At 72.2% G+C, this 17,859-nt stretch carries 20 protein-coding genes; 9 read left to right on the top strand and 11 right to left on the bottom strand.

What is annotated here, in order from left to right; all coding sequences use genetic code 11:
- Positions 1-16: 16 nt before the first annotated feature.
- Positions 17-2,176: an APC family permease gene (locus DKT69_RS06670; protein WP_109800698.1), complete on the top strand. Its 2,160-nt coding sequence runs from the start codon at positions 17-19 to the stop codon at positions 2,174-2,176.
- Positions 2,177-2,239: 63 nt separating this feature from the next.
- On the opposite strand, the gene DKT69_RS06665 is transcribed toward DKT69_RS06670, so the two are convergent.
- Both DKT69_RS06665 and DKT69_RS06660 read right to left on the bottom strand, forming a co-directional pair.
- A complete protein-coding gene (locus DKT69_RS06665) occupies positions 2,240-3,022 on the bottom strand; it encodes a GNAT family N-acetyltransferase (RefSeq protein ID WP_109800697.1) in 783 nt (260 codons plus the stop codon).
- A gap of 49 nt (positions 3,023-3,071) precedes the next feature.
- Positions 3,072-3,896 carry an SDR family NAD(P)-dependent oxidoreductase gene (locus DKT69_RS06660; protein ID WP_109800696.1) on the bottom strand — a complete coding sequence of 275 codons (825 nt, stop codon included), beginning with the start codon at positions 3,894-3,896 and terminating at the stop codon, positions 3,072-3,074.
- Between the two features lie 128 nt (positions 3,897-4,024).
- Here DKT69_RS06660 and DKT69_RS06655 point away from each other — a divergent pair, with 128 nt between their 5' ends.
- Positions 4,025-4,981 carry an HpcH/HpaI aldolase/citrate lyase family protein gene (locus DKT69_RS06655; protein WP_088964118.1) on the top strand — a complete coding sequence of 319 codons (957 nt, stop codon included), beginning with the start codon at positions 4,025-4,027 and terminating at the stop codon, positions 4,979-4,981.
- 66 nt (positions 4,982-5,047) lie between these two features.
- Here the strand turns inward: DKT69_RS06655 and DKT69_RS06650 are convergent, their stop codons facing one another.
- Entirely contained in the window at positions 5,048-5,560 is a 513-nt protein-coding gene (locus tag DKT69_RS06650) for a DUF4190 domain-containing protein (protein ID WP_109800695.1), read from the bottom strand.
- A 122-nt stretch (positions 5,561-5,682) separates the two neighbouring features.
- Between DKT69_RS06650 and DKT69_RS06645 the strand changes: the two genes are divergently transcribed.
- Positions 5,683-6,573 carry an SDR family NAD(P)-dependent oxidoreductase gene (locus DKT69_RS06645; RefSeq protein WP_109800694.1) on the top strand — a complete coding sequence of 297 codons (891 nt, stop codon included), beginning with the start codon at positions 5,683-5,685 and terminating at the stop codon, positions 6,571-6,573.
- Positions 6,574-6,580: 7 nt separating this feature from the next.
- Here DKT69_RS06645 and DKT69_RS06640 read toward each other — a convergent pair whose 3' ends face one another.
- On the bottom strand, positions 6,581-7,015 hold the full coding sequence (locus DKT69_RS06640; protein WP_109800693.1) for a DUF4190 domain-containing protein: 435 nt from the start codon (positions 7,013-7,015) through the stop codon (positions 6,581-6,583).
- 180 nt (positions 7,016-7,195) lie between these two features.
- On the opposite strand from DKT69_RS06640, the gene DKT69_RS06635 reads away from it, so the two are divergent.
- The gene (locus tag DKT69_RS06635) at positions 7,196-8,392 is read left to right on the top strand and encodes an acyl-CoA dehydrogenase family protein (RefSeq protein WP_109800692.1); all 1,197 of its coding nucleotides are present in this window, start codon (positions 7,196-7,198) and stop codon (positions 8,390-8,392) included.
- A gap of 44 nt (positions 8,393-8,436) precedes the next feature.
- Here DKT69_RS06635 and DKT69_RS06630 read toward each other — a convergent pair whose 3' ends face one another.
- Entirely contained in the window at positions 8,437-9,093 is a 657-nt protein-coding gene (locus tag DKT69_RS06630) for a hypothetical protein (protein ID WP_236647375.1), read from the bottom strand.
- A gap of 95 nt (positions 9,094-9,188) precedes the next feature.
- Between DKT69_RS06630 and DKT69_RS06625 the strand changes: the two genes are divergently transcribed.
- The gene (locus DKT69_RS06625; RefSeq protein WP_109800691.1) at positions 9,189-9,803 is read left to right on the top strand and encodes a TetR/AcrR family transcriptional regulator; all 615 of its coding nucleotides are present in this window, start codon (positions 9,189-9,191) and stop codon (positions 9,801-9,803) included.
- A gap of 19 nt (positions 9,804-9,822) precedes the next feature.
- Here the strand turns inward: DKT69_RS06625 and DKT69_RS06620 are convergent, their stop codons facing one another.
- Positions 9,823-10,230, bottom strand: a complete 408-nt coding sequence (locus DKT69_RS06620; protein WP_109800690.1) for a CoA-binding protein — start codon at positions 10,228-10,230, stop codon at positions 9,823-9,825.
- A 26-nt stretch (positions 10,231-10,256) separates the two neighbouring features.
- Positions 10,257-12,323, bottom strand: a complete 2,067-nt coding sequence (locus tag DKT69_RS06615) for an intein-containing Rv2578c family radical SAM protein (protein WP_109800689.1) — start codon at positions 12,321-12,323, stop codon at positions 10,257-10,259.
- Positions 12,324-12,406: 83 nt separating this feature from the next.
- Between DKT69_RS06615 and DKT69_RS06610 the strand changes: the two genes are divergently transcribed.
- Positions 12,407-12,826 carry a thiol-disulfide oxidoreductase DCC family protein gene (locus DKT69_RS06610; RefSeq protein WP_109800688.1) on the top strand — a complete coding sequence of 140 codons (420 nt, stop codon included), beginning with the start codon at positions 12,407-12,409 and terminating at the stop codon, positions 12,824-12,826.
- 13 nt (positions 12,827-12,839) lie between these two features.
- On the opposite strand, the gene DKT69_RS06605 is transcribed toward DKT69_RS06610, so the two are convergent.
- The 3 genes from DKT69_RS06605 to trxA all read right to left on the bottom strand — a co-directional run bounded on the left by DKT69_RS06605 (position 12,840) and on the right by trxA (position 14,720).
- Entirely contained in the window at positions 12,840-13,751 is a 912-nt protein-coding gene (locus DKT69_RS06605) for an HTTM domain-containing protein (RefSeq protein ID WP_109800687.1), read from the bottom strand.
- On the bottom strand, positions 13,748-14,188 hold the full coding sequence (locus DKT69_RS06600; protein ID WP_109800686.1) for a hypothetical protein: 441 nt from the start codon (positions 14,186-14,188) through the stop codon (positions 13,748-13,750). The genes DKT69_RS06605 and DKT69_RS06600 overlap by 4 nt, the downstream gene beginning before the upstream one ends.
- Before the next feature lie 169 nt (positions 14,189-14,357).
- Positions 14,358-14,720 carry a thioredoxin gene (gene trxA / locus DKT69_RS06595; RefSeq protein ID WP_109800685.1) on the bottom strand — a complete coding sequence of 121 codons (363 nt, stop codon included), beginning with the start codon at positions 14,718-14,720 and terminating at the stop codon, positions 14,358-14,360.
- 544 nt (positions 14,721-15,264) lie between these two features.
- Between trxA and DKT69_RS06590 the strand changes: the two genes are divergently transcribed.
- Positions 15,265-15,780, top strand: a complete 516-nt coding sequence (locus DKT69_RS06590; RefSeq protein WP_109800684.1) for a MaoC family dehydratase — start codon at positions 15,265-15,267, stop codon at positions 15,778-15,780.
- A 96-nt stretch (positions 15,781-15,876) separates the two neighbouring features.
- Complete coding sequence (locus tag DKT69_RS06585) at positions 15,877-16,368, top strand: hypothetical protein (protein WP_109800683.1); 492 nt, start codon at positions 15,877-15,879, stop codon at positions 16,366-16,368.
- A gap of 31 nt (positions 16,369-16,399) precedes the next feature.
- Here the strand turns inward: DKT69_RS06585 and DKT69_RS06580 are convergent, their stop codons facing one another.
- Entirely contained in the window at positions 16,400-17,068 is a 669-nt protein-coding gene (locus DKT69_RS06580) for a hypothetical protein (protein ID WP_146230996.1), read from the bottom strand.
- Positions 17,069-17,238: 170 nt separating this feature from the next.
- Between DKT69_RS06580 and DKT69_RS06575 the strand changes: the two genes are divergently transcribed.
- Positions 17,239-17,859, top strand: a 621-nt coding sequence (locus DKT69_RS06575; RefSeq protein WP_109800699.1) for a TrmH family RNA methyltransferase, incomplete at its 3' end; no start/stop codon positions are given.

The raw sequence follows: 17,859 nt of genomic DNA, 5'->3' as shown, positions 1-17,859 counted from the left end.
GGGGGAGGGGGTGGGGATGGCGCAGGAGCGGGCGGACGACGACGAGGCCGAGCGCGGCACCGTCGTCACGCCCTCGGCCGAGTTTCCCCCGCTGGCACCGGACGAGCGGGCGGCGCTGCGCCGGATCGGCGACCGCTGGCGCAGCCCTCGCCGCCCGGACGAGCTGCCGGTCGACCCGACGCTGGGCCGTAACGGGCGCCGGCCGGCGCCGAGCCGCTTCGGCCGGTTGGCGCCGATCGAGATGTTCACCGTCGAGAAGCCGGACGAACTGGTCGCCAGCGCGCCGGCGCAACTGCCCGGGTCCCGGCTGGGGCGGGGGTTGACCCGGCTCCGGCAGGCGCTCTTCGGCCCGCCGCTGCGCAGCTCCGCCGTGCTGTACGAGCGGATGCGGAAGCTGGTCGCCCTGCCGATCCTCTCCTCGGACCTGCTCAGTTCGGTCGCGTACGGACCGGAGGCGCTGCTGACCGTGCTGGTGCTGGCTGGCAGCGGCGCGCTCGGGCTCTCGCTGCCGCTGGCCGCCCTGCTGGTGGTGCTGATGATCGCGGTCGGGGTGTCGTACCGGCAGACCATCCCGGCCTACCCGCACGGCGCCGGCTCCTACATCGTCGCCGGGGACAACCTCGGCGCCACCGCGGGGCTCGCCGCGGCGGCCGGGCTGATGCTCGACTACGTGCTGACCGTCTCGGTGTCGGTGGCGGCCGGCGTGCACGCGGTCACCTCGGCGCTGCCCGGGCTGGCGCCGGCCACCGTGCCGCTGGGCGTGCTGGTGATCGCGGTGCTGCTGGCTGGGAACCTGCGCGGGGTGCGTACCGCCGGCAACATCTTCGTGCTGCCCACCTACGCCTTCGTGGCCACCCTGGTGGCGCTGCTGGTGGTCGGTTACCTGCGCGCGGCGGGCCGGGGGTTCGCGCCGGCGCCCCCGCCGGCGGTGCCGGCGGCGGAGGGCCTCGGGCTGCTGCTGGTGCTGCGCGCGTTCGCCTCCGGCGCGGTGTCGATGACCGGCATCGAGGCGGTGTCGAACGCGGTACCGGCGTTCCGCCCGACCGAGTGGCGCAACGCCCGTACGACCCTCGGCTGGATGGTGGGCATGCTGGTGGTGCTCTTCGCCGGGCTGGTCGTCCTGATCCACCTGGCCGGCCTGGCGCCCCGCCCGGACCAGACCCTGCTTTCCCAGCTCGGCCGGGTCACCTTCCCCACCGGCCCGTGGTACCCCCTGCTCCAGGCCACCACCGCGCTGATCCTGCTGCTGGCCGCGAACACCGCGTTCAACGACTTCCCCCGGCTGCTGTTCTTCATGGCGCGGGAGGGGCACGCTCCCCGCCGGTTCCTGCACATGGGTGACCGGCTGGCGTTCAGCAACGGTCTGGTCGCCCTCTCCCTCGCGGCGGCGGTCGTCTTCGTGGTGTTCGGCGGGCACACCGAGTCGTTGATCCCGCTCTACGCGGTGGGGGTCTTCCTCGCCTTCACCCTGTCCCAGGCCGGCATGGTGGTGCACTGGCGACGCCGGCGCGGCCGGGGCTGGCACCACCGGCTGGCGTTGAACGCGATCGGCGCCGCGCTCTCCGGTCTGGTGCTGGTGACCGCCGCGGTCGCCAAGTTCGCCGAGGGCGCCTGGGTGGTGGTGATCGCCGTACCCCTGCTGGTGCTGCTCTTCCGCCGGATCCACCGGCACTACGCGGCGCTGCACCAGGCGCTGGCGCTGCACCCGCCGCCGCCCGCCGGGGCCGCGTCCCGCGCCGGGCCCGCCGAGGGCGAGGAGCTGCCCCAGGAGGTACGCCACCTGGTGATCGTGCCGGTCGCCCGGCTGAACCGGGCGTCGCTGCGCGCGCTGGCGTACGCGGCCTCGCTGGGCCAGCCGACGCTGGCGGTGCACATCGCCCCGGAGGACGCCGAGGCGGACCGGTTCCGTGAGCAGTGGCGGGCCTGGGGTGACCACGTGCGGCTGGAGACGATCGTGTCGCCGTACCGGACGGTGATCGGGCCGCTGGCGCACTACCTGGAGGCGCTGCACGCCGCCCGGGCCGAGCTGACGCTGACCGTGATCGTGCCGGAGGTGGTGCTGCGTCGCCGCTGGCACCGGCTGCTGCACAGCCGGGCCGAGCAACGGTTGCGGTCCGCGCTGCGGGCGCTGCCGGGAGTGGTGGTCACCAGCGTTCCGGTGCACATCTCCGACTGAGGCTCACAGGTACGCCGCGAAGTGCTCCGCGACCGCCTCGGCGTCCGGCCGCCGCCCGGTCGGTCAGACGTCTCGGACCTCCAGCACCCGGGTGACCGGCGCGGCGTCGCCGAGCACGGCGCGCTGCGCGGCCCGTTCCGGGTCGGCGAGGAACGACCCGTAGCCGGCCCGGGTGGCGAACCGGATCACGTGCACCTCGCTCCGCCCGTCCACGGTGCGCAGCCGCCGCTCCAGCCGCCCGTCGTGCCGCCCGAGCAGGGCGAGCACCGTGTCCTCGTACCGCTGGCCGGCCTCGACCGCGTCGGCGCCGAACTCCACCAGGGCGACCAGCCGCACCGCGGCGGCCGGGTCGTGCACCAGTGACTTCCAGAAGTGGTGGTCGACGTGGCCGCCCGGGATGCCGTCCCGGATCCCGGTGTCGGAGTAGCCGTGCCGCCGGTAGAAGTCCGGCGCCTGGAAGGAGAACGACGACAGCGAGACCTCGGTGCAGCCCCGCCGCCGGGCCTCCTCCTCGGCGGCCCGCAGCATCCGGCCGCCCCAGTCCTGGTGCCGGCGGTCCGCCCGCACCCACAGCGTGTTGACGCCCGCGCGGCCGCCCCACGTCCAGCCGGTCAGCCCGCCGACCAGCTCCCCGTCCGGTCCGGTGACCCGCACCGACAGGTCGGCCTCGTCCTCCGCACCGGTCGCCGCGTTGTTGTAGGCGGTCAGTTCCCGTTCGAGCCGGGCCGACAGTTCCACGTCCGCGCCGCCCACCCGCAGCTTTCCGGCCGCCACTCCGGTCTCGGCGTCGCTGGTCGGCCGGCCTGCCTCGGTGCGCCGCGCGCCGGTGGGGTTTCCCGTCGTCATGCGGCGGAGTATCCCAGCGGGACCGACCGCTGCGACACCGGAAAACCCGTCAGCCGTCGATGCCGACGGCCTTGGCGCTGGCCGTCCAGAGCCGGGCGGCGAGCCGGGGGTCGGCCGCCTTGGGGAGCGGCCGGCGTGGTCGCCGGTCGTGGTAGTAGCCGCCGTCGATCAGCCGGGACGGGTCCTGGTTGGCCAGCCAGACCAGCGTCTCCGCGCCCTTCTCCGGACTGCGGAACGGCAGCAGCCGCATGCCCAACCCGACCAGCCGGCTCTCGTTGCCGAACCGGGTCCGCACCACCCCGGGGTGGAACGAGTACGCCGGCACGTCCGGCCAGCGCCGCGCCGCCTCGGCGGTGAACAGGATGTTCGCCTGCTTGCTGGTCCCGTACGCCCGCATCGGCCGGTAGCGGCGCAGCGCGGCGTTGAGGTCGTCGGGGTCGAGCGCCCCGCTGCGGTGCGCGCCGGAGGCGGTGACCACCATCCGCCCGATCCGGTCGGCGAGCAGGTTGCTGAGCAGGAACGGGGCCAGATGGTTGGCCTGCATGCTCAGTTCGAAACCGTCGACCGTGGTCACCGGCTGGAGCACGATGGCGCCGGCGTTGTTGGCCAACACGTCGATCCGGTCGTACGACTCCCGCAGTCGCTCGGCGAGCCGGCGGACGTCGTCGAGGACGGCGAAGTCCGCGCGGAACAGTTCCGGGCGCTCGCCGGAGTACTCGCGGACCCGGTCCCCGGCCGACTGCAGGCGGGCCGGGTCCCGGCCGACCAGCACCACCCGGTCGCCCCGGCGCGCCAGGTCGACGGCGGCCGCCAGCCCGATGCCGGAGCTGGCGCCCGTCACCACCACGGTCCGACGGTCAGTGAGATCTTCCACAGGTCCATTCACCCCGGTCACGGCACGAGGTTACCGTGACGTCACCACGCCCTTTGGGATCGTTAAGTTCTCGGCCTTTCATTCAGTTGGCGTCGGCGTGCCCGCCGGACGCTGGAAGGAGCGCATCCATGGCCGCTGTCGGTCGCCCCCGCCGGTCCTGCCTCGCGGTACCCGGTTCCAGCGTCAAGATGCTCGGCAAGGCCCAGGGCCTGCCGGCCGACCAGGTCTTCCTGGACCTGGAGGACGCGGTCGCCCCGCTGGCCAAGCCGGACGCCCGGAAGAACATCGTCGCCGCCCTGAACGAGGGTGACTGGGCCGGCAAGACCCGGGTGGTCCGGGTGAACGACCTGACCACGCCGTGGACCTACCGGGACGTGATCGAGGTGGTCGAGGGCGCCGGCGCGAACCTGGACTGCATCATGCTGCCCAAGGTGCAGAACGCCGCCCAGGTGCAGTGGCTGGACCTGACGCTGACCCAGATCGAGAAGACGCTCGGCCTGGAGGTGGGCCGGATCGGCATCGAGGCGCAGATCGAGAACGCGGCCGGCCTGGTCAACGTCGACGCCATCGCGGCGGCCTCGCCGCGGGTGGAGACCATCATCTTCGGGCCGGCCGACTTCATGGCGTCGATCAACATGAAGTCGCTGGTGGTCGGCGCGCTGATCCCGGACTACCCGGGCGACCCGTACCACTACATCCTGATGCGGATCCTGATGGCCGCTCGGATGCACGACAAGCAGGCCATCGACGGCCCGTTCCTGCAGATCCGGGACGTCGACGCGTTCCGCGAGGTGGCCAAGCGCTCGGCGGCGCTCGGCTTCGACGGCAAGTGGGTGCTGCACCCGGGCCAGATCGACGCGGCCAACGAGGTCTACCAGCCGGCCCAGGCCGACTACGACCACGCGGAGTTGATCCTCGACGCGTACGAGCACTACACCTCGGAGGCGGGCGGCAAGCTCGGCGCGGTGATGCTCGGCGACGAGATGATCGACGAGGCGTCCCGCAAGATGGCCCTGGTGATCGCCGCCAAGGGTCGTGCGGCGGGGATGACCCGTACCTCGAGCTTCACCCCGCCCTCGGAGTGAGCGGGGGCCGCCCCCGTGCGGCGCGGCGGAGGGCCGTCCCGGTCGACCGGGACGGCCCTTCCGTCGTCAGAAGGTGCTGCTGCCGCTCGTGTCGCCGTTGGCGATCGCCAGCACGATGATCACGACGTAGAAGGCGATCAGCAGCGCCAGCAGGACGGTGAGGATCCAGCCGACGATGATGGCGGCCTTGGCCATCCCCTCGCCCTGCTCGCCGGTCTCGCGGATCTGCTTGCGGGCCACGTGACCGAGGATCGCGCCGATCGGCGCGGTGATGCAGGAGGCGAAGCCGACCAGCGAGAGCACCAGCGCCACGATGGCCAGGGTGTTGGTCTTCGCCGCGACCGGGTAGCCGTACCCCGGGTAGCCCGGCGGCGGGTAGCCGGCCGCCGCGTACGGGTCGGCCGTCGGCTGCCCGCCCGGCATTCCGGCGTACGGGTTGGTCGGGGCGTACGGGTCGGCGGAGGTCGGCTGGGTGGGGATCTGGCCGCCCATCGCAAGGGTCGGATCGGCGGGTGGCGTGGACTGCTGGCCGGGGACCGACGGGTCGTGCCAACCACCGGACGGCGGGGGATAGCTCATCAGGCTTCATCTCCGTTGGATGCGGGTGCGCGCCGTCAGGGTAGCCACGCGCGTGCAAAACGGTGCACCCCCTTTCCGGGTGCCGCGTTGCCCGGAAGGTCCACAGCGGGCAGGATCGCGGCATGGCACATGACGCGCGTGGTGGCCGACCGAGACGGGACGTGAGCCGTCCGGGCCTGGTCCGGCGCAGCCGCGGCACCGCCCCGGCGGGCTCCGCCGACCAGGACCAGCCGGCGCCGCTCGCCGAGCCGGTCACCATGCGCCTCGACGGCCGGGTCGCCCTGGTCACCGGGGCCGGCAGTCCGGACGGCATCGGCTACGCCACCGCCCGCCGGCTGGCCGACCTGGGGGCCCGGGTCGCGATCGTCTCCACCACCCGGCGGATCCACGAGCGGGCCGGCGAGCTGGGCGTGACCGGCTTCGTGGCCGACCTGACCGACGAGGCGGAGGTGGGCGCGCTCGCCGACGCGGTGGCCGAGCAGCTCGGCGACGTCGAGGTGCTGGTCAACAACGCCGGCCTGGCCAGCCGGGCCAGCCCGGAGGTGCTGCGGCCGGTGGTCCAGCTCAGCTACGACGAGTGGCGCGGCGAGATCGACCGGAACCTGACCACGGCGTTCCTGTGCAGCCGGGCGTTCATCAGCGGGATGGCCGAGCGCGGCTGGGGTCGGATCGTCAACCTGGCGGCGACCGCCGGCGCGGTCAACGCGTTGCCGACCGAGGCCGCGTACGCGGCGGCGAAGGCGGGCGTGGTGGGGCTGACCCGGGCCCTGGCGATGGAGATGATCGCCGACGGGGTGACCGTCAACGCGGTCGCTCCCGGCACCATCTACACGGCGGCGTCCACCATGGCCGAGATCAAGCAGGGGCTCGGCACCCCGGTCGGCCGTCCGGGCACGCCGGACGAGGTGGCCGCGGCGATCGCCTTCCTCTGCTCGCCGGCCGCCTCGTACATCACGGGGCAGATGCTGGTGGTGGACGGCGGCAACAGCGTCCGCGAGGCGGAGTTCCGCTGACGTCGGGTCAGTAGGAGGTGCCGCTGTCGGAGTTCGCCCAGATGGCGATGGCGATCCAGCCGCAGCAGGCCAGCAGCCCGATCGCGGTGAACACGTAACTCAGCACCAGGCCCCAGGTGGCGAGCTGGGCGCCCTCCTCGCCGGTCTGCCGGATCTGCCGCTTGGCCAGGTGGCCGAGGACGATCCCGGCCGGGGCGAAGACGAAGGCGAAGACCAGCGACAGCACCGCCATCACGTTGGTGCCACCGCCACCGCCGCCACCGCCACCGCCACCGCCGGGCGGCGGGCCGTACTGGCCGTACGGCGGCTGCGGCGCGTACGGCGGCTGCTGTCCCCACTGCGGCTGCTGCCCGTACGGGTCGTGGTGCGGCGGCTGGCCGTAGGACGGCGGCTCGTACGGCGACGGCGGCTGGTCCGGCTCCCCGGGCGGTGGTTGGGTCACCCTCGCTCGCCCCCTCCGTCGCAGCTCAACGGCCTTCTCTCTTGCGGACGCTACCCGCAGCGGTGAACCTTTTCACAGCGGTTGTGTGGACTGGTCACCTTGGCCTCGCCGGTCGCGGGACCGATACTGACCCAGCGTTCAGTTACCCACGAGTAATGCGCCGATCCCCCGGAGGCTGAGATGGCCCGACTCGCCCAGACGCCCGGCCTGACCGATGTGCAGCGGTCGATCCTGGAAACCGTCCGGGAGTTCGCCGACAAGGAGATCATTCCGCACGCCCAGCGGCTGGAGCACGCCGACGAGTACCCCACCGACATCCTCGACGGGATGCGCGAGATGGGGCTCTTCGGCCTCACCATCGACGAGGAGTACGGCGGGCTCGGCGAGTCCCTGCTCACGTACGCCCTGGTGGTCGAGGAGCTGTCCCGGGGCTGGATGTCGATCTCCGGCATCGTCAACACCCACTTCATCGTGGCGTACCTGATCTCCCAGCACGGCTCGGCCGAGCAGAAGGCCCGGCTGCTGCCGAGGATGGCCACCGGCGAGGTGCGCGGGGCCTTCTCGATGTCAGAGCCGGAGTGCGGCTCCGACGTCTCGGCGATCAAGTCGAAGGCGGTCCGCGAGGGCGACAACTACGTGCTCAACGGCCAGAAGATGTGGCTGACCAACGGGGCGTACTCCTCGGTGGTGGCCACCCTGGTCAAGACCGACACCGGCGCGGACTCCGTCTACGGCAACATGAGCACCTTCCTGCTGGAGAAGGAGCCCGGCTTCGGCGAGACCGCCCCCGGCCTGACCATCCCCGGCAAGATCGACAAGATGGGCTACAAGGGCGTCGAGACCACCGAGATGGTGCTCGACGGGGTCATCGTCCCGGCCTCCGCCGTCCTCGGTGGCGAGGAGAAGGTCGGCCGCGGTTTCTACCAGATGATGGACGGCATCGAGGTCGGCCGGGTCAACGTGGCCGCCCGCGCCTGCGGCATCTCCGTCCGGGCCTTCGAGCTGGCCGTCGCGTACGCCCAGCAGCGCCGGACCTTCGGCCAGCCGCTCGCCAGGCACCAGGCCATCGCGTTCAAGCTCGCCGAGATGGGTACCAAGATCGAGGCTGCGCACTCGCTCATGGTCAACGTGGCCCGGCTCAAGGACGCCGGCCAGCGCAACGACGTCGAGGCCGGCATGGCGAAGCTGCTCGCCTCCGAGTACTGCGCCGAGGTCGTCCAGGAGGCCTTCCGCATCCACGGCGGCTACGGCTACTCCAAGGAGTACGAGATCGAGCGGCTGATGCGGGAGGCCCCGTTCCTGCTCATCGGCGAGGGCACCTCGGAGATCCAGAAGACGATCATCTCCCGTGGGCTGCTCAAGGAGTACAAGCTCTGACCGGTGCGCCGGTCACCCGCCGCCTGGCGGGTGACCGGCCGCCCCTAGCTGTCCGAGCCGGGAAGCGAGACCGTCAGGTGTCGGCGGGCCAGGGCGACCAGCGCCTGCGGCTCGTCGGCGTAGAGCCGGATCTCGGTGACCGGCTCGCTCGGCCCCTTGGGCAGTGGGACCGAGAGCGGTTCGCGCAGCACGAGGTCGACGCTGGTCTGGCTGGCGGCGCCGACGTTCAGGATCGTCGCCCCGTCGTCGTGCTCGACCTGGATGGCCCGGCTGGAGGGCAGCGAGCGGTATCGGGCGTCGACCCGCGCGACGGCCGTCCAGGGCACCAGGAATTCCACCGAGAAGCCGTTGCGGACGCGCAGGCCGGCGGCGTCGGTGACGTGCGGGTGGATCCGCAGGCTGGCGTAGAGGCCGATCATCCAGAGCAGGCCCCAGATGCCGAGCGCCAGCGCGGTGTGCCGCACCGATGGCCACGGTACGGTGTGCCGGATGATCAGGTCGAAGATCGGGATTTCGATCGCGGAGAGCCCGATGAAGACACCGAGGATCGGCTTCACCACTCCGAGGTAGCTGAACGTCTCGGCTCCCGGCGCGAGCCCGACGGGCCGGCGCAGCAGCCACCGGCCGAGGCTGCGCCACATGGCCACCTCGTACACGACCGCGCGACGCAGCAACGCGACGGGAAGACTCTGCTTTCGCACGGTCACCTCGCCCTTCAGGACTTTTACATTGCAGTTGCAACGTAACCGGCGAGCCGCAGTATGTCAATGCAGTCGTATTGTGAAAGCATGAGGGCATGCCGAAACGGGTCGACCATCGGGAGCGCCGCAAACTGATCGCCGACGCGCTGATGCGGGTGGCCGCCGAGCACGGGCTGGAAGCGGTCAGCCTGCGGCACGTGGCGACCGAGGCCGGCGTCTCCTCCGGGATGGTGCAGCACTACTTCCGCACCAAGGACGAGATGATGACCTTCGCGCTGTCGGTGGTCCACGAGCGCTCCGAGGCGCGGGTGACCCGGGCGGTCGGCGCGCTCGGCGACGCCCCCTCCCCGCGTACGCTGCTGCGGACCATGCTGGTCGAGCTGCTGCCGCTCGACGAGTCCCGCCGGGCGGACGGGCGGGTGGCACTGGCGTTCCTGGCCTACACGGCCGTCCGCCCGACCGTGGCCGCCGCGCTGCACCAGGAGACCGCCGGCCTGGTCGCCTTCGTCGCCGGGCAGATCCGCCTCGCCCAGGAGACCGGGACGGCCGACCGGCGCATCGACCCGGAGCGCGCCGCGGCCGGGCTGCTGGCGATCATGGAAGGGCTGGGGGTGTACGTGCTCGGCGGACACTATTCACCGGAGACGGCGCTCACCGCCCTCGACGCCCAACTGGACCTCGTCTTCGGCCCCGACGAGCCGGGAGAGTGACCGCTGCCGGCCGACCCGTTCAGCCGAGCCGGGTCAGCCCGCCGGCGGCCCGTTCCACGATGAGGCACCGGTCCTCGACGTAGTCGATGCCGGCCTCCTCGGCGATCCGCCGCGCCTCGGCCGACACGATCCCCAGCTGCAACCACACCGCCGCGACGCCGATCGCCACCGCCTGCCGCACCACGTCGACCGCGTCCCCGGCGGGCCGGAATACGTCGACCAGGTCGACCGGGTGCGGGATGTCGGCCAGCGACGGGTACGCCTTCTCGCCGAAGAGCTCGTCCACCGTCGGGTTCACCGGGATGATCCGCCAGCCGTACCGCTGCATCTGCAACGGCACGCTGTGCGCGGCCTTGCCCGGGTCGCGGGACGCGCCCACGACGGCGATCACGGCGGAGTCGGCGAGGATCTGCTGAGCGGTACGCACCCCGCGACTGTAGCCCCGGGCCGCCCTCAGAGCAGGGTGAGTTGCTCGGACGGCGTCTCCGGGGCGGGCTCGGGCAGCCGTCGGTTGTCGCCGACCTCGGCCCGGTGCAACCCGTGCCGGCGGGCCGCGATCCGCACCCGCGCGGTCAGTTCCCGCTGGTACGCCTGCGGCGCGTACGCGCCCGCCCGGTAGAGCTGGCGGTAGCGGGGGACCAGGTGCGGGAACTGGCGGGCCAGCCAGTGCGCGTACCACTCGCGGGCGCCGGGGCGCAGGTGCAGGGCGAGCGGCGTCACGCTGGTCGCCCCGGCGGTGGCGACCGCCGACACGGTCGCCTCGATCGACTCGTCGTCGTCGCTGAGCCCGGGCAGGATCGGTGCCATCAGCACCCCCACCTCGAACCCGGCGTCGGTGAGCTGGCGGACGGCGTCCAGCCTTCGCCGTGGGCTCGGGGTGCCCGGCTCGACCGCGCGCCACAGCTCCTCGTCGACGAAGCCCACCGAGAAGGAGAGGCCGACCCGGGTGACCTCGGCGGCCTGACGCAGCAGCGGCAGATCCCGCAGGATCAGCGTGCCCTTGGTCAGGATCGAGAACGGGTTGGCGAAGTCGCGCAGCGCCTCGATGATCGGCGGCATCAGCCGGTAACGCCCCTCGGCCCGCTGGTAGCAGTCCACGTTGGTGCCCATCGCGACGTGCGCGCCGCGCCAGCGCGGGGCGGCCAGCTCGCGCCGGACCAGCTCACCGGCGTTGACCTTGACGATCACCTTCCGGTCGAAGTCCGCCCCGGCATCCAGATCCAGATAGGTGTGGGTGTTGCGGGCGAAGCAGTTGTGGCTGACCACGCCGTTGGCGATGAAGTCGCCGGTGCCCGTGGTGATGTCCCACAGCGGAAGCTCCAGCCCGAGCGACTCGATGCTCACCACCCGCAGGGCTGCCTGGCCCTCGAGTGCCGCGCCCTCGATCGACCGTTTGCGGGTCATCGCCGGATCGGTCAGATGGAAGAAGCGCAGCCTTTCCGGCAGACCACCGGTCAGCCGGATCCGGCGCACCCGGTTGGGCAGTCCGGGGTCCTCGAGCACCGAGGTGAACCCGAAATGACGAAGGGCGTCCGCAGTGTGGCCGAGGATGTCGTCGGCGCCGTTGCTGATCCGGAAGATGCCCCTGCTGCAACTGCCCTCGGCGTCGAAGATGCCGGCCAGGAAGCCGAGTCGCCAGTCGTCGGTCGGCTCCTCTGGCCAGCGGATCAGCTCGGTGATCGCCTCGATGTCGCGTTGCTTCGAGGTGCGGATGGCGGTGATCGCAAGTCTGGTGGCGCTGACCGGCATGAAGGAGAAGCGGTGCGTTTCGACCCCTGCCTCGGAAAGGAAACGCCTCGTCCGGCTCAGCGCCTCGTTGTCGGCCAGGGCCAACCGGAACCGGTGCACCTTTCCGGACGGATATGAACAGCTGCCGAGGTGAGCGTCGCCCCGGACCATGCCGCAGAGGTAGCCCCGCCGGTAGTCGGTCGAGTCCTTGGGGCCGGCGGCGAAGCGGCCGGTGCCCATCAGCCGGTTACTGGTCGTCAGGTAGGGGCGCTGTCCGGCGCCGGCCATGGTGCCGGTCACGTACTTCCAACCCCGGTCGGAGAGGAAGCGGTGGTCGCCGCTCGCCACCAGGGTCGTGCCGTCCTCCAGGGTGACCCGGTAGGCCGACTTCACCGTCGACCACTTGTCGAGGACGGTGGTGAGGACGTAGCGGCGGTAGGCGCCCCGGCGCTCGGTCCCGTAGATCCGGTCGCCCGGCTCCAACTCGCTGATCGGTTTCGTGCGCCCGTCCGCCATCAGGACGGGGGTGTCGCCGGCCAAGCAGTACACACACGCGTGACTGCAGCCCCGGTACGGGTTGATCGTCCACTCGAACGGGACGCGGGACTCCCCGGGCACCCGGTTGATGATCGACTTTGCCCGCACCTCGTAGAAGGTCATCCCGGCGAAGCCCGGGGTGTCGAACGTGCGGGCGATCGCGCCGGGGAGCGCCAGCGGCAGGGGTGGAGCCGCTGGCGCTGCCCCGTCGGGAATCCCCTCGTCCGGGGGAGCGGAGAGGTTCTCCCAGCGCATGGACCCTATTCGAACACGCGTACGAACGATGTGCAAGTGACACCGGTGCCCGGCGCGCGCCGGGCGGGTGGAGGATGGGGGGCATGGAGACGTCGACCTTCGTCTACGACGGCGACTGCGCCTTCTGCAGCCGCTGCGCCGAGTTCATCGAGCGCCGGATCCCGACCGGCGCCCGCGTGCTGCCGTGGCAGTTCGCGGACCTCGCCGCGCTCGGCCTGACGGAGGCCGAGTGCGAGGAGGCGGTGCAGTGGATCGGCGCCGACGGCTCCCGCGCGTCGGGCCCGGACGCCATCGCCAAGCTGCTGGGCGACAGTGGACCGCTCTGGCGGTTCGCCGGGACCGGCCTGCGCTTCCCGCCGGTGCGGGCCGCCGCGTGGCCGGCGTACCGCTGGGTGGCCCGCAACCGGCACCGGCTGCCCGGCGGCACCGCGGCCTGTTCGCTGCCCCAGGAGGCTCGCGAACGCCTCTACGGCCCGAGCGGCCGGCCCACCGCCGGCTCCTGACCGACGGGCGGCGCTATGGCGTGGCCGGTCCGATCGCCGGCTCCCGGCCGGTTAGGGCACTCGGCGGGGAGGCATCGTCGTCCGGGGTCGCCGGCTCGCCCCGCCGGGCGAGGACGCGGCGTGCCCACACCACCGGGCGGACCTTCTCCAGCGGCACGAAGCTGGTCATCGCCACCAGGTGCGGGGCGAACGAGATGGTGATGGTCGCGACGGTCGCCAGGTGGAACGAGTAGAAGAAGCCCACCGTCGCCAGCCGCCACCGTTCGGGCAGCAGGAACACGACCGGGCTGAGCAGTTCGAAGGCGAGGATGCCGAACTGGGCCACGATCAGCAGGTGCGGCACCTGGGCGATCAGGTCCGCCAGGTCGGTGCCGCGCCGGATGATCGCGCGCGCCAGCACCGAGCCGGTCGCCCAGTCCAGCCCGCCGAAGCGGAACTTGGCCCAGGCCGCCAGGAAGTACGTGCAGATCACCGCGATCTGGGTGACCCGCAGCGCCCAGCCGCCGGCCTCGGTGCGGGTGGGGTCGCCGTGCCGGGCCCGGCCGGCGGTGGGCAATGCGGCCAGCGCGACGAGCAGCCCGCCCCGGTCGTGGTCGACCTTGCCGTAGCTCATCGCGACGATCATCCACTCGAAGTAGAGCGCGAAGACCGTCCAGCCGAGCAGCCGGGGCGCCCGCCCGGTCGCGGCGAGCAGGGCCAGCACCAGCAGCGCCCAGAAGATCGCGCCGACCAGCGCCGGGGTGGGGGTGGGCAGCGGGAGCAGCCGGCCGATCAGCAGCGGGTGGTACAGCTCGCCGGGCACGTCGACCCGGGTGCGTACCCAGGGGGTGAAGACGACCAGGTCCGCGGCGACGAAGAGGTAGACCAGGGTGCGGAAGGCGGCCACCCGGCCGCGGGGGACCGCCTCGGTCAGCCAGCCGCTCATCGGTCGGCCTGCCAGCGGACGGCGGTCTCGTCGGTCCACCGGCCGGTCGGGCGGCCGTCCCGGATGCCGTACCAGCGGATCACGATCCGCACCTCGACGAGCGCGGGCGCGTCGGGGTGGCGTTCGGTGTACGCGTCGGCGACCTGACGCAGCAGGGTCGGGTCAGCGGCGTACCGGCCCTGTTGTCCCTCGATCTCGGCGCGGCGGATGCCGGTGGCGTCCTGTCCCAGCTCGACCACCGCGCCGGTGCGGTCGACACCCTCCACCCGGGTGTCCGGGGCGGGGGCGTCCGGCGGGTCCGAGGTGGAGTACATCCGGAACGGCCCGAACGGGAAGTCGTCGTCGGTGCCCCGGACGGTGCCGACGAGGAGCAGCGCCAGCCCGAGCGCGGTCACGCCCAGCCGGACCGCGCGCCCGCGGGGGGTCAAGGTCTCCATCGGTTGGGGACGATACGGGATCGGGGCACCCGGAAGACGTCCTTCCGTCGTCCACTCATCGCTGACCGTGTCGCCGTTTCGGAGAGGCCGGAGAGCGGCAGCGCAGGCTGCGGAAACGGCGCCGGCCGGGCCCCGAGCGGGACCCGGCCGGCGCCGGAGTAGTGGTGGATCAGTGCTTGTGCTCGGCCATCTGCTTGCGGACCTCGTCCATGTCGAGCTGCTCAACCTGCTCGATCAGGTTCTCCAGCGCGGACTCCGGCAGCGCGCCCGGCTGGTTGAAGACGATCACGCCGTCCTTGATCGCCATGATCGTCGGGATCGAGCGGATGTTGAACTTGGCGGCCAGTTCCTGCTGCGCCTCGGTGTCGACCTTGCCGAAGGTGATGTCCGGGTGCTTCTCCGAGGAGCGCTCGTAGACGGGGGCGAACCGCTTGCACGGGCCGCACCAGTCGGCCCAGAAGTCGAGCAGCACGGTGCCGTCGCTCTCGGTCACCTCGTCGAAGTTGGCCGTGGTCAGCTCAACCGTTGCCATTGCACTCTCCGATCAGCGCGGATTACTACGTCCACTGGAACCAGGGCGGGTGCCGTTGAATTCCCGGCCAGGGCGTGGCGAAACTCTCAGCAGTGGATCGGTGACGGAGGGAACTATCGAATGCCATCTGTCTGCGCCGCCGTGCGGAACGCAAGTGCACCAAGCATTTGCGTGACGAGCCGTAATGGGAGCGCTTCCAAGGAGATCCACTGGATTGAGCGCTACGAATCGGTAACTTGGGGGTTGACATGGAGCGATCCGGTGTGCGGAGATCGCTCCCACGAGCGGCGTCGGTAACCCAGAGTAGTGTTACAAAAGGATAAATGTGACGTCCGTCTCTGTCCGACCGGCATCGCCGTACGGCAGAATCTGTCGCATCAGAGCGTGGGCGGCGGGTGCCGGGGAGGGCCCCGCCGCTCATTGCGTCTCCCCCCGGATGTGGCCGGTGTGACATTTCCTCACCACCCGCGCCCCCGTCTTCGCCTTAACAAGCGGTAAGGCATGCTGTGCCGAACTCCATCGCCGCCCGTCGAAGGGGACAAGGATGCAGTTCGGCCGCTACTACGAGGAGTTCGAGGTCGGCGCGGTCTACCGGCACTGGCCGGGCAAGACGGTCACCGAGTACGACGACCACCTCTTCTGCCTGCTCACCATGAACCACCATCCGCTGCACATGGACGCGCACTACGCCGAGACGGCGAGCCAGTTCAAGCGCAACGTGGTGGTCGGCAACTACATCTACTCGCTGCTCCTCGGCATGTCCGTGCCGGACGTCAGCGGCAAGGCGATCGCCAACCTGGAGATCGAGTCGCTGCGGCACGTCGCCCCCACCTTCCACGGGGACACCATCTACGGGGAGACGACCGTGCTGGACAAGCGGGAGTCCTCCTCCAAGCCCGACCGGGGCGTGGTCGCGGTGGAGACCCGCGGCTACAACCAGGACGGCACGCTGGTCTGCGTCTTCCGCCGCAAGGTCATGGTCCCCAAGAAGGAGTACGCGGCCGCCGCCGTGCCGGAGGGCGTCGACCCGGAACGGCCGAGCTTCCCCGAGCCGCGCTGACCCCCGTACGACCCCAGGGGCCCCTTGCCCACCGTGTTCCGGTGGGCAAGGGGCCCCTCGGCCTGTCCGGGGCATATGCTGACGCCGGAGGTCCCCATGAGCCACTCCCTCGCCGGAGAGCCGCCCTCTGCCGGACGTCGTGCCGCACCGCTGACCACCGCCGTCTACTCCGCGGCGGAGTGGGACCTGTTGACCGGCCTGCCGGGCCGGGTCCTCGTCGCCGCCGCCTCGCCGGGCCCCGGGCGTCCGCCCCGGGGGGTCACCGCCGGGCTCGCCGGTCTGGACGCCGTGGCCGCCGGCCGGGCCTTCGACAGCGATCTGGTCCGGGCAGTGGTGGCCGCGATCTACGCCCGCCACGACGAAACCTCCACCGCCGGCGAGCGGCTCACCGATGTGGTCGACCTGCTGGCCGCCTGCCGGGCCGCGGTACGCGTGCTCGACCGCCGCGCCGACCCGGCCGACTCGGCGGCGTACCGGCAGTGGGTGGAATCGGTCGCGGCGCGGGTCTGCCCCGCCGCCGCCGGCGAGTCGAGCCCGGCCGACCGGCGGTTCCTCGACCGGCTCGGCGGTGCCCTGGGGTTGCGCTGAGGCCGCGACGGCCACGGCCGTTCCCGGTCGGTCAGCCGCCCTTCTGCACGCCCCGCGCCTCGGCGAGCACCAGCCGGGCGAGCTCCCTGCCCGCCCTGTCGTACAGGGTGCAGATCGCGCGCTGCCCGGCGGGCACGTCCGCGGCCAGGGACCGGCCCTCCCGGGCGGCCCAGAACAGGGCCGCAGTGGCATCGCCGCCCCAGGGCGCCACGCTGAGCGTGGTGGTCGGGTAGCCCGGCTGCGCGATGGTCGCCCGCGCCACCGGGGCCGAGGCGAACCCGTAGGTGATCAGCCGACCGTCCGGGGCGGGCCGCTCGCGCACCTCGAAGAACGGCAGGGTGTCCCCGTTGCCGAGGGCCGAACGGAAGTTCTCGTCCTCGGGCAGTCGGTGGTGGCGGCCGGTGCCGGTGTCGAACCAGGCGATGTCGACGATGTGATCGGTGGAGGGGCTAAGCATCAGCTCGTCGGCGCCGATCCGGATGCCGGTGCGCAGCACCCGGTCGACCGGCCGGGCGCTGGGATTCGGCCACGGGCCGGAACTCACGCCGGCGTCGGGGGCGGCCACTTCCGGCGACGGGTCGACGGTCGCGGTCGTCGTTCCACCAGCCGGCCCGGCCGCGCCGGTGGCCGGGCCGCAGCCCGCCGTCGCCAGGCCCGCGAGCAGGACCGCCATGGCGCCCCGTCGTACCCGTGCGCTCATCCCGCACCTCCGTCCGTCGTCGGAGCCTATGCGCCCACCGGCCGCCCGGACGGCCCCATTCGGTGCCGGACACCGGACCACCGGCGGGCCGGTACGCCACCGGCGCGTCCCGGCCGATCCGGAACCCTCGCGGCGGCGTCGGCCGGCAGGGGCCGTACCCTCTGGAAACCGTGACCGGTGACCAGCTGGACGTGGGTGTGGGGCCGTGGCCCGGCGAGCTGCCGGACGACCCGCGGTACGACCCCGAGCTGCTCGCCGAGGGCGACCGGCGCAACGTGGTGGACCGCTACCGGTACTGGCGGCGGGAGGCCGTGGTGGCCGACCTGGACCGGCGTCGGCACGACTTCCACGTGGCCATCGAGAACTGGCAGCACGACTTCAACATCGGCACGGTGGTGCGCAACGCCAACGCCTTCCTCGCCGCCGAGGTGCACATCGTCGGCCGGCGGCGGTGGAACCGGCGGGGCGCCATGGTGACCGACCGCTACCAGCACGTCCGGCACCACCCGACGGTCGAGGAGTTCGTCGCCTGGGCGGCGGCCGAGCGGCTGCCGGTGGTCGGCATCGACAACCTGCCGGGCTCGAAGCCGCTGGAGACCAGCACCCTGCCGCGCCGCTGCGTCCTCCTCTTCGGCCAGGAGGGCCCGGGCCTCTCGGACGCCGCCCGGTCCGCCTGCGACCAGCTCTTCTCCATCGCCCAGTACGGCTCGACCCGCTCGATCAACGCCGGGGTGGCCAGCGGCATCGCCATGCACGCCTGGATCCGGTCGCACGCCGGACCGCCGCCGGAC

It is taken from the genome of Micromonospora sicca (genome assembly GCF_003172935.1).
Classification (GTDB): domain Bacteria; phylum Actinomycetota; class Actinomycetes; order Mycobacteriales; family Micromonosporaceae; genus Micromonospora; species Micromonospora sicca.
This window is presented reverse-complemented; position numbering and strand designations above follow the sequence as displayed.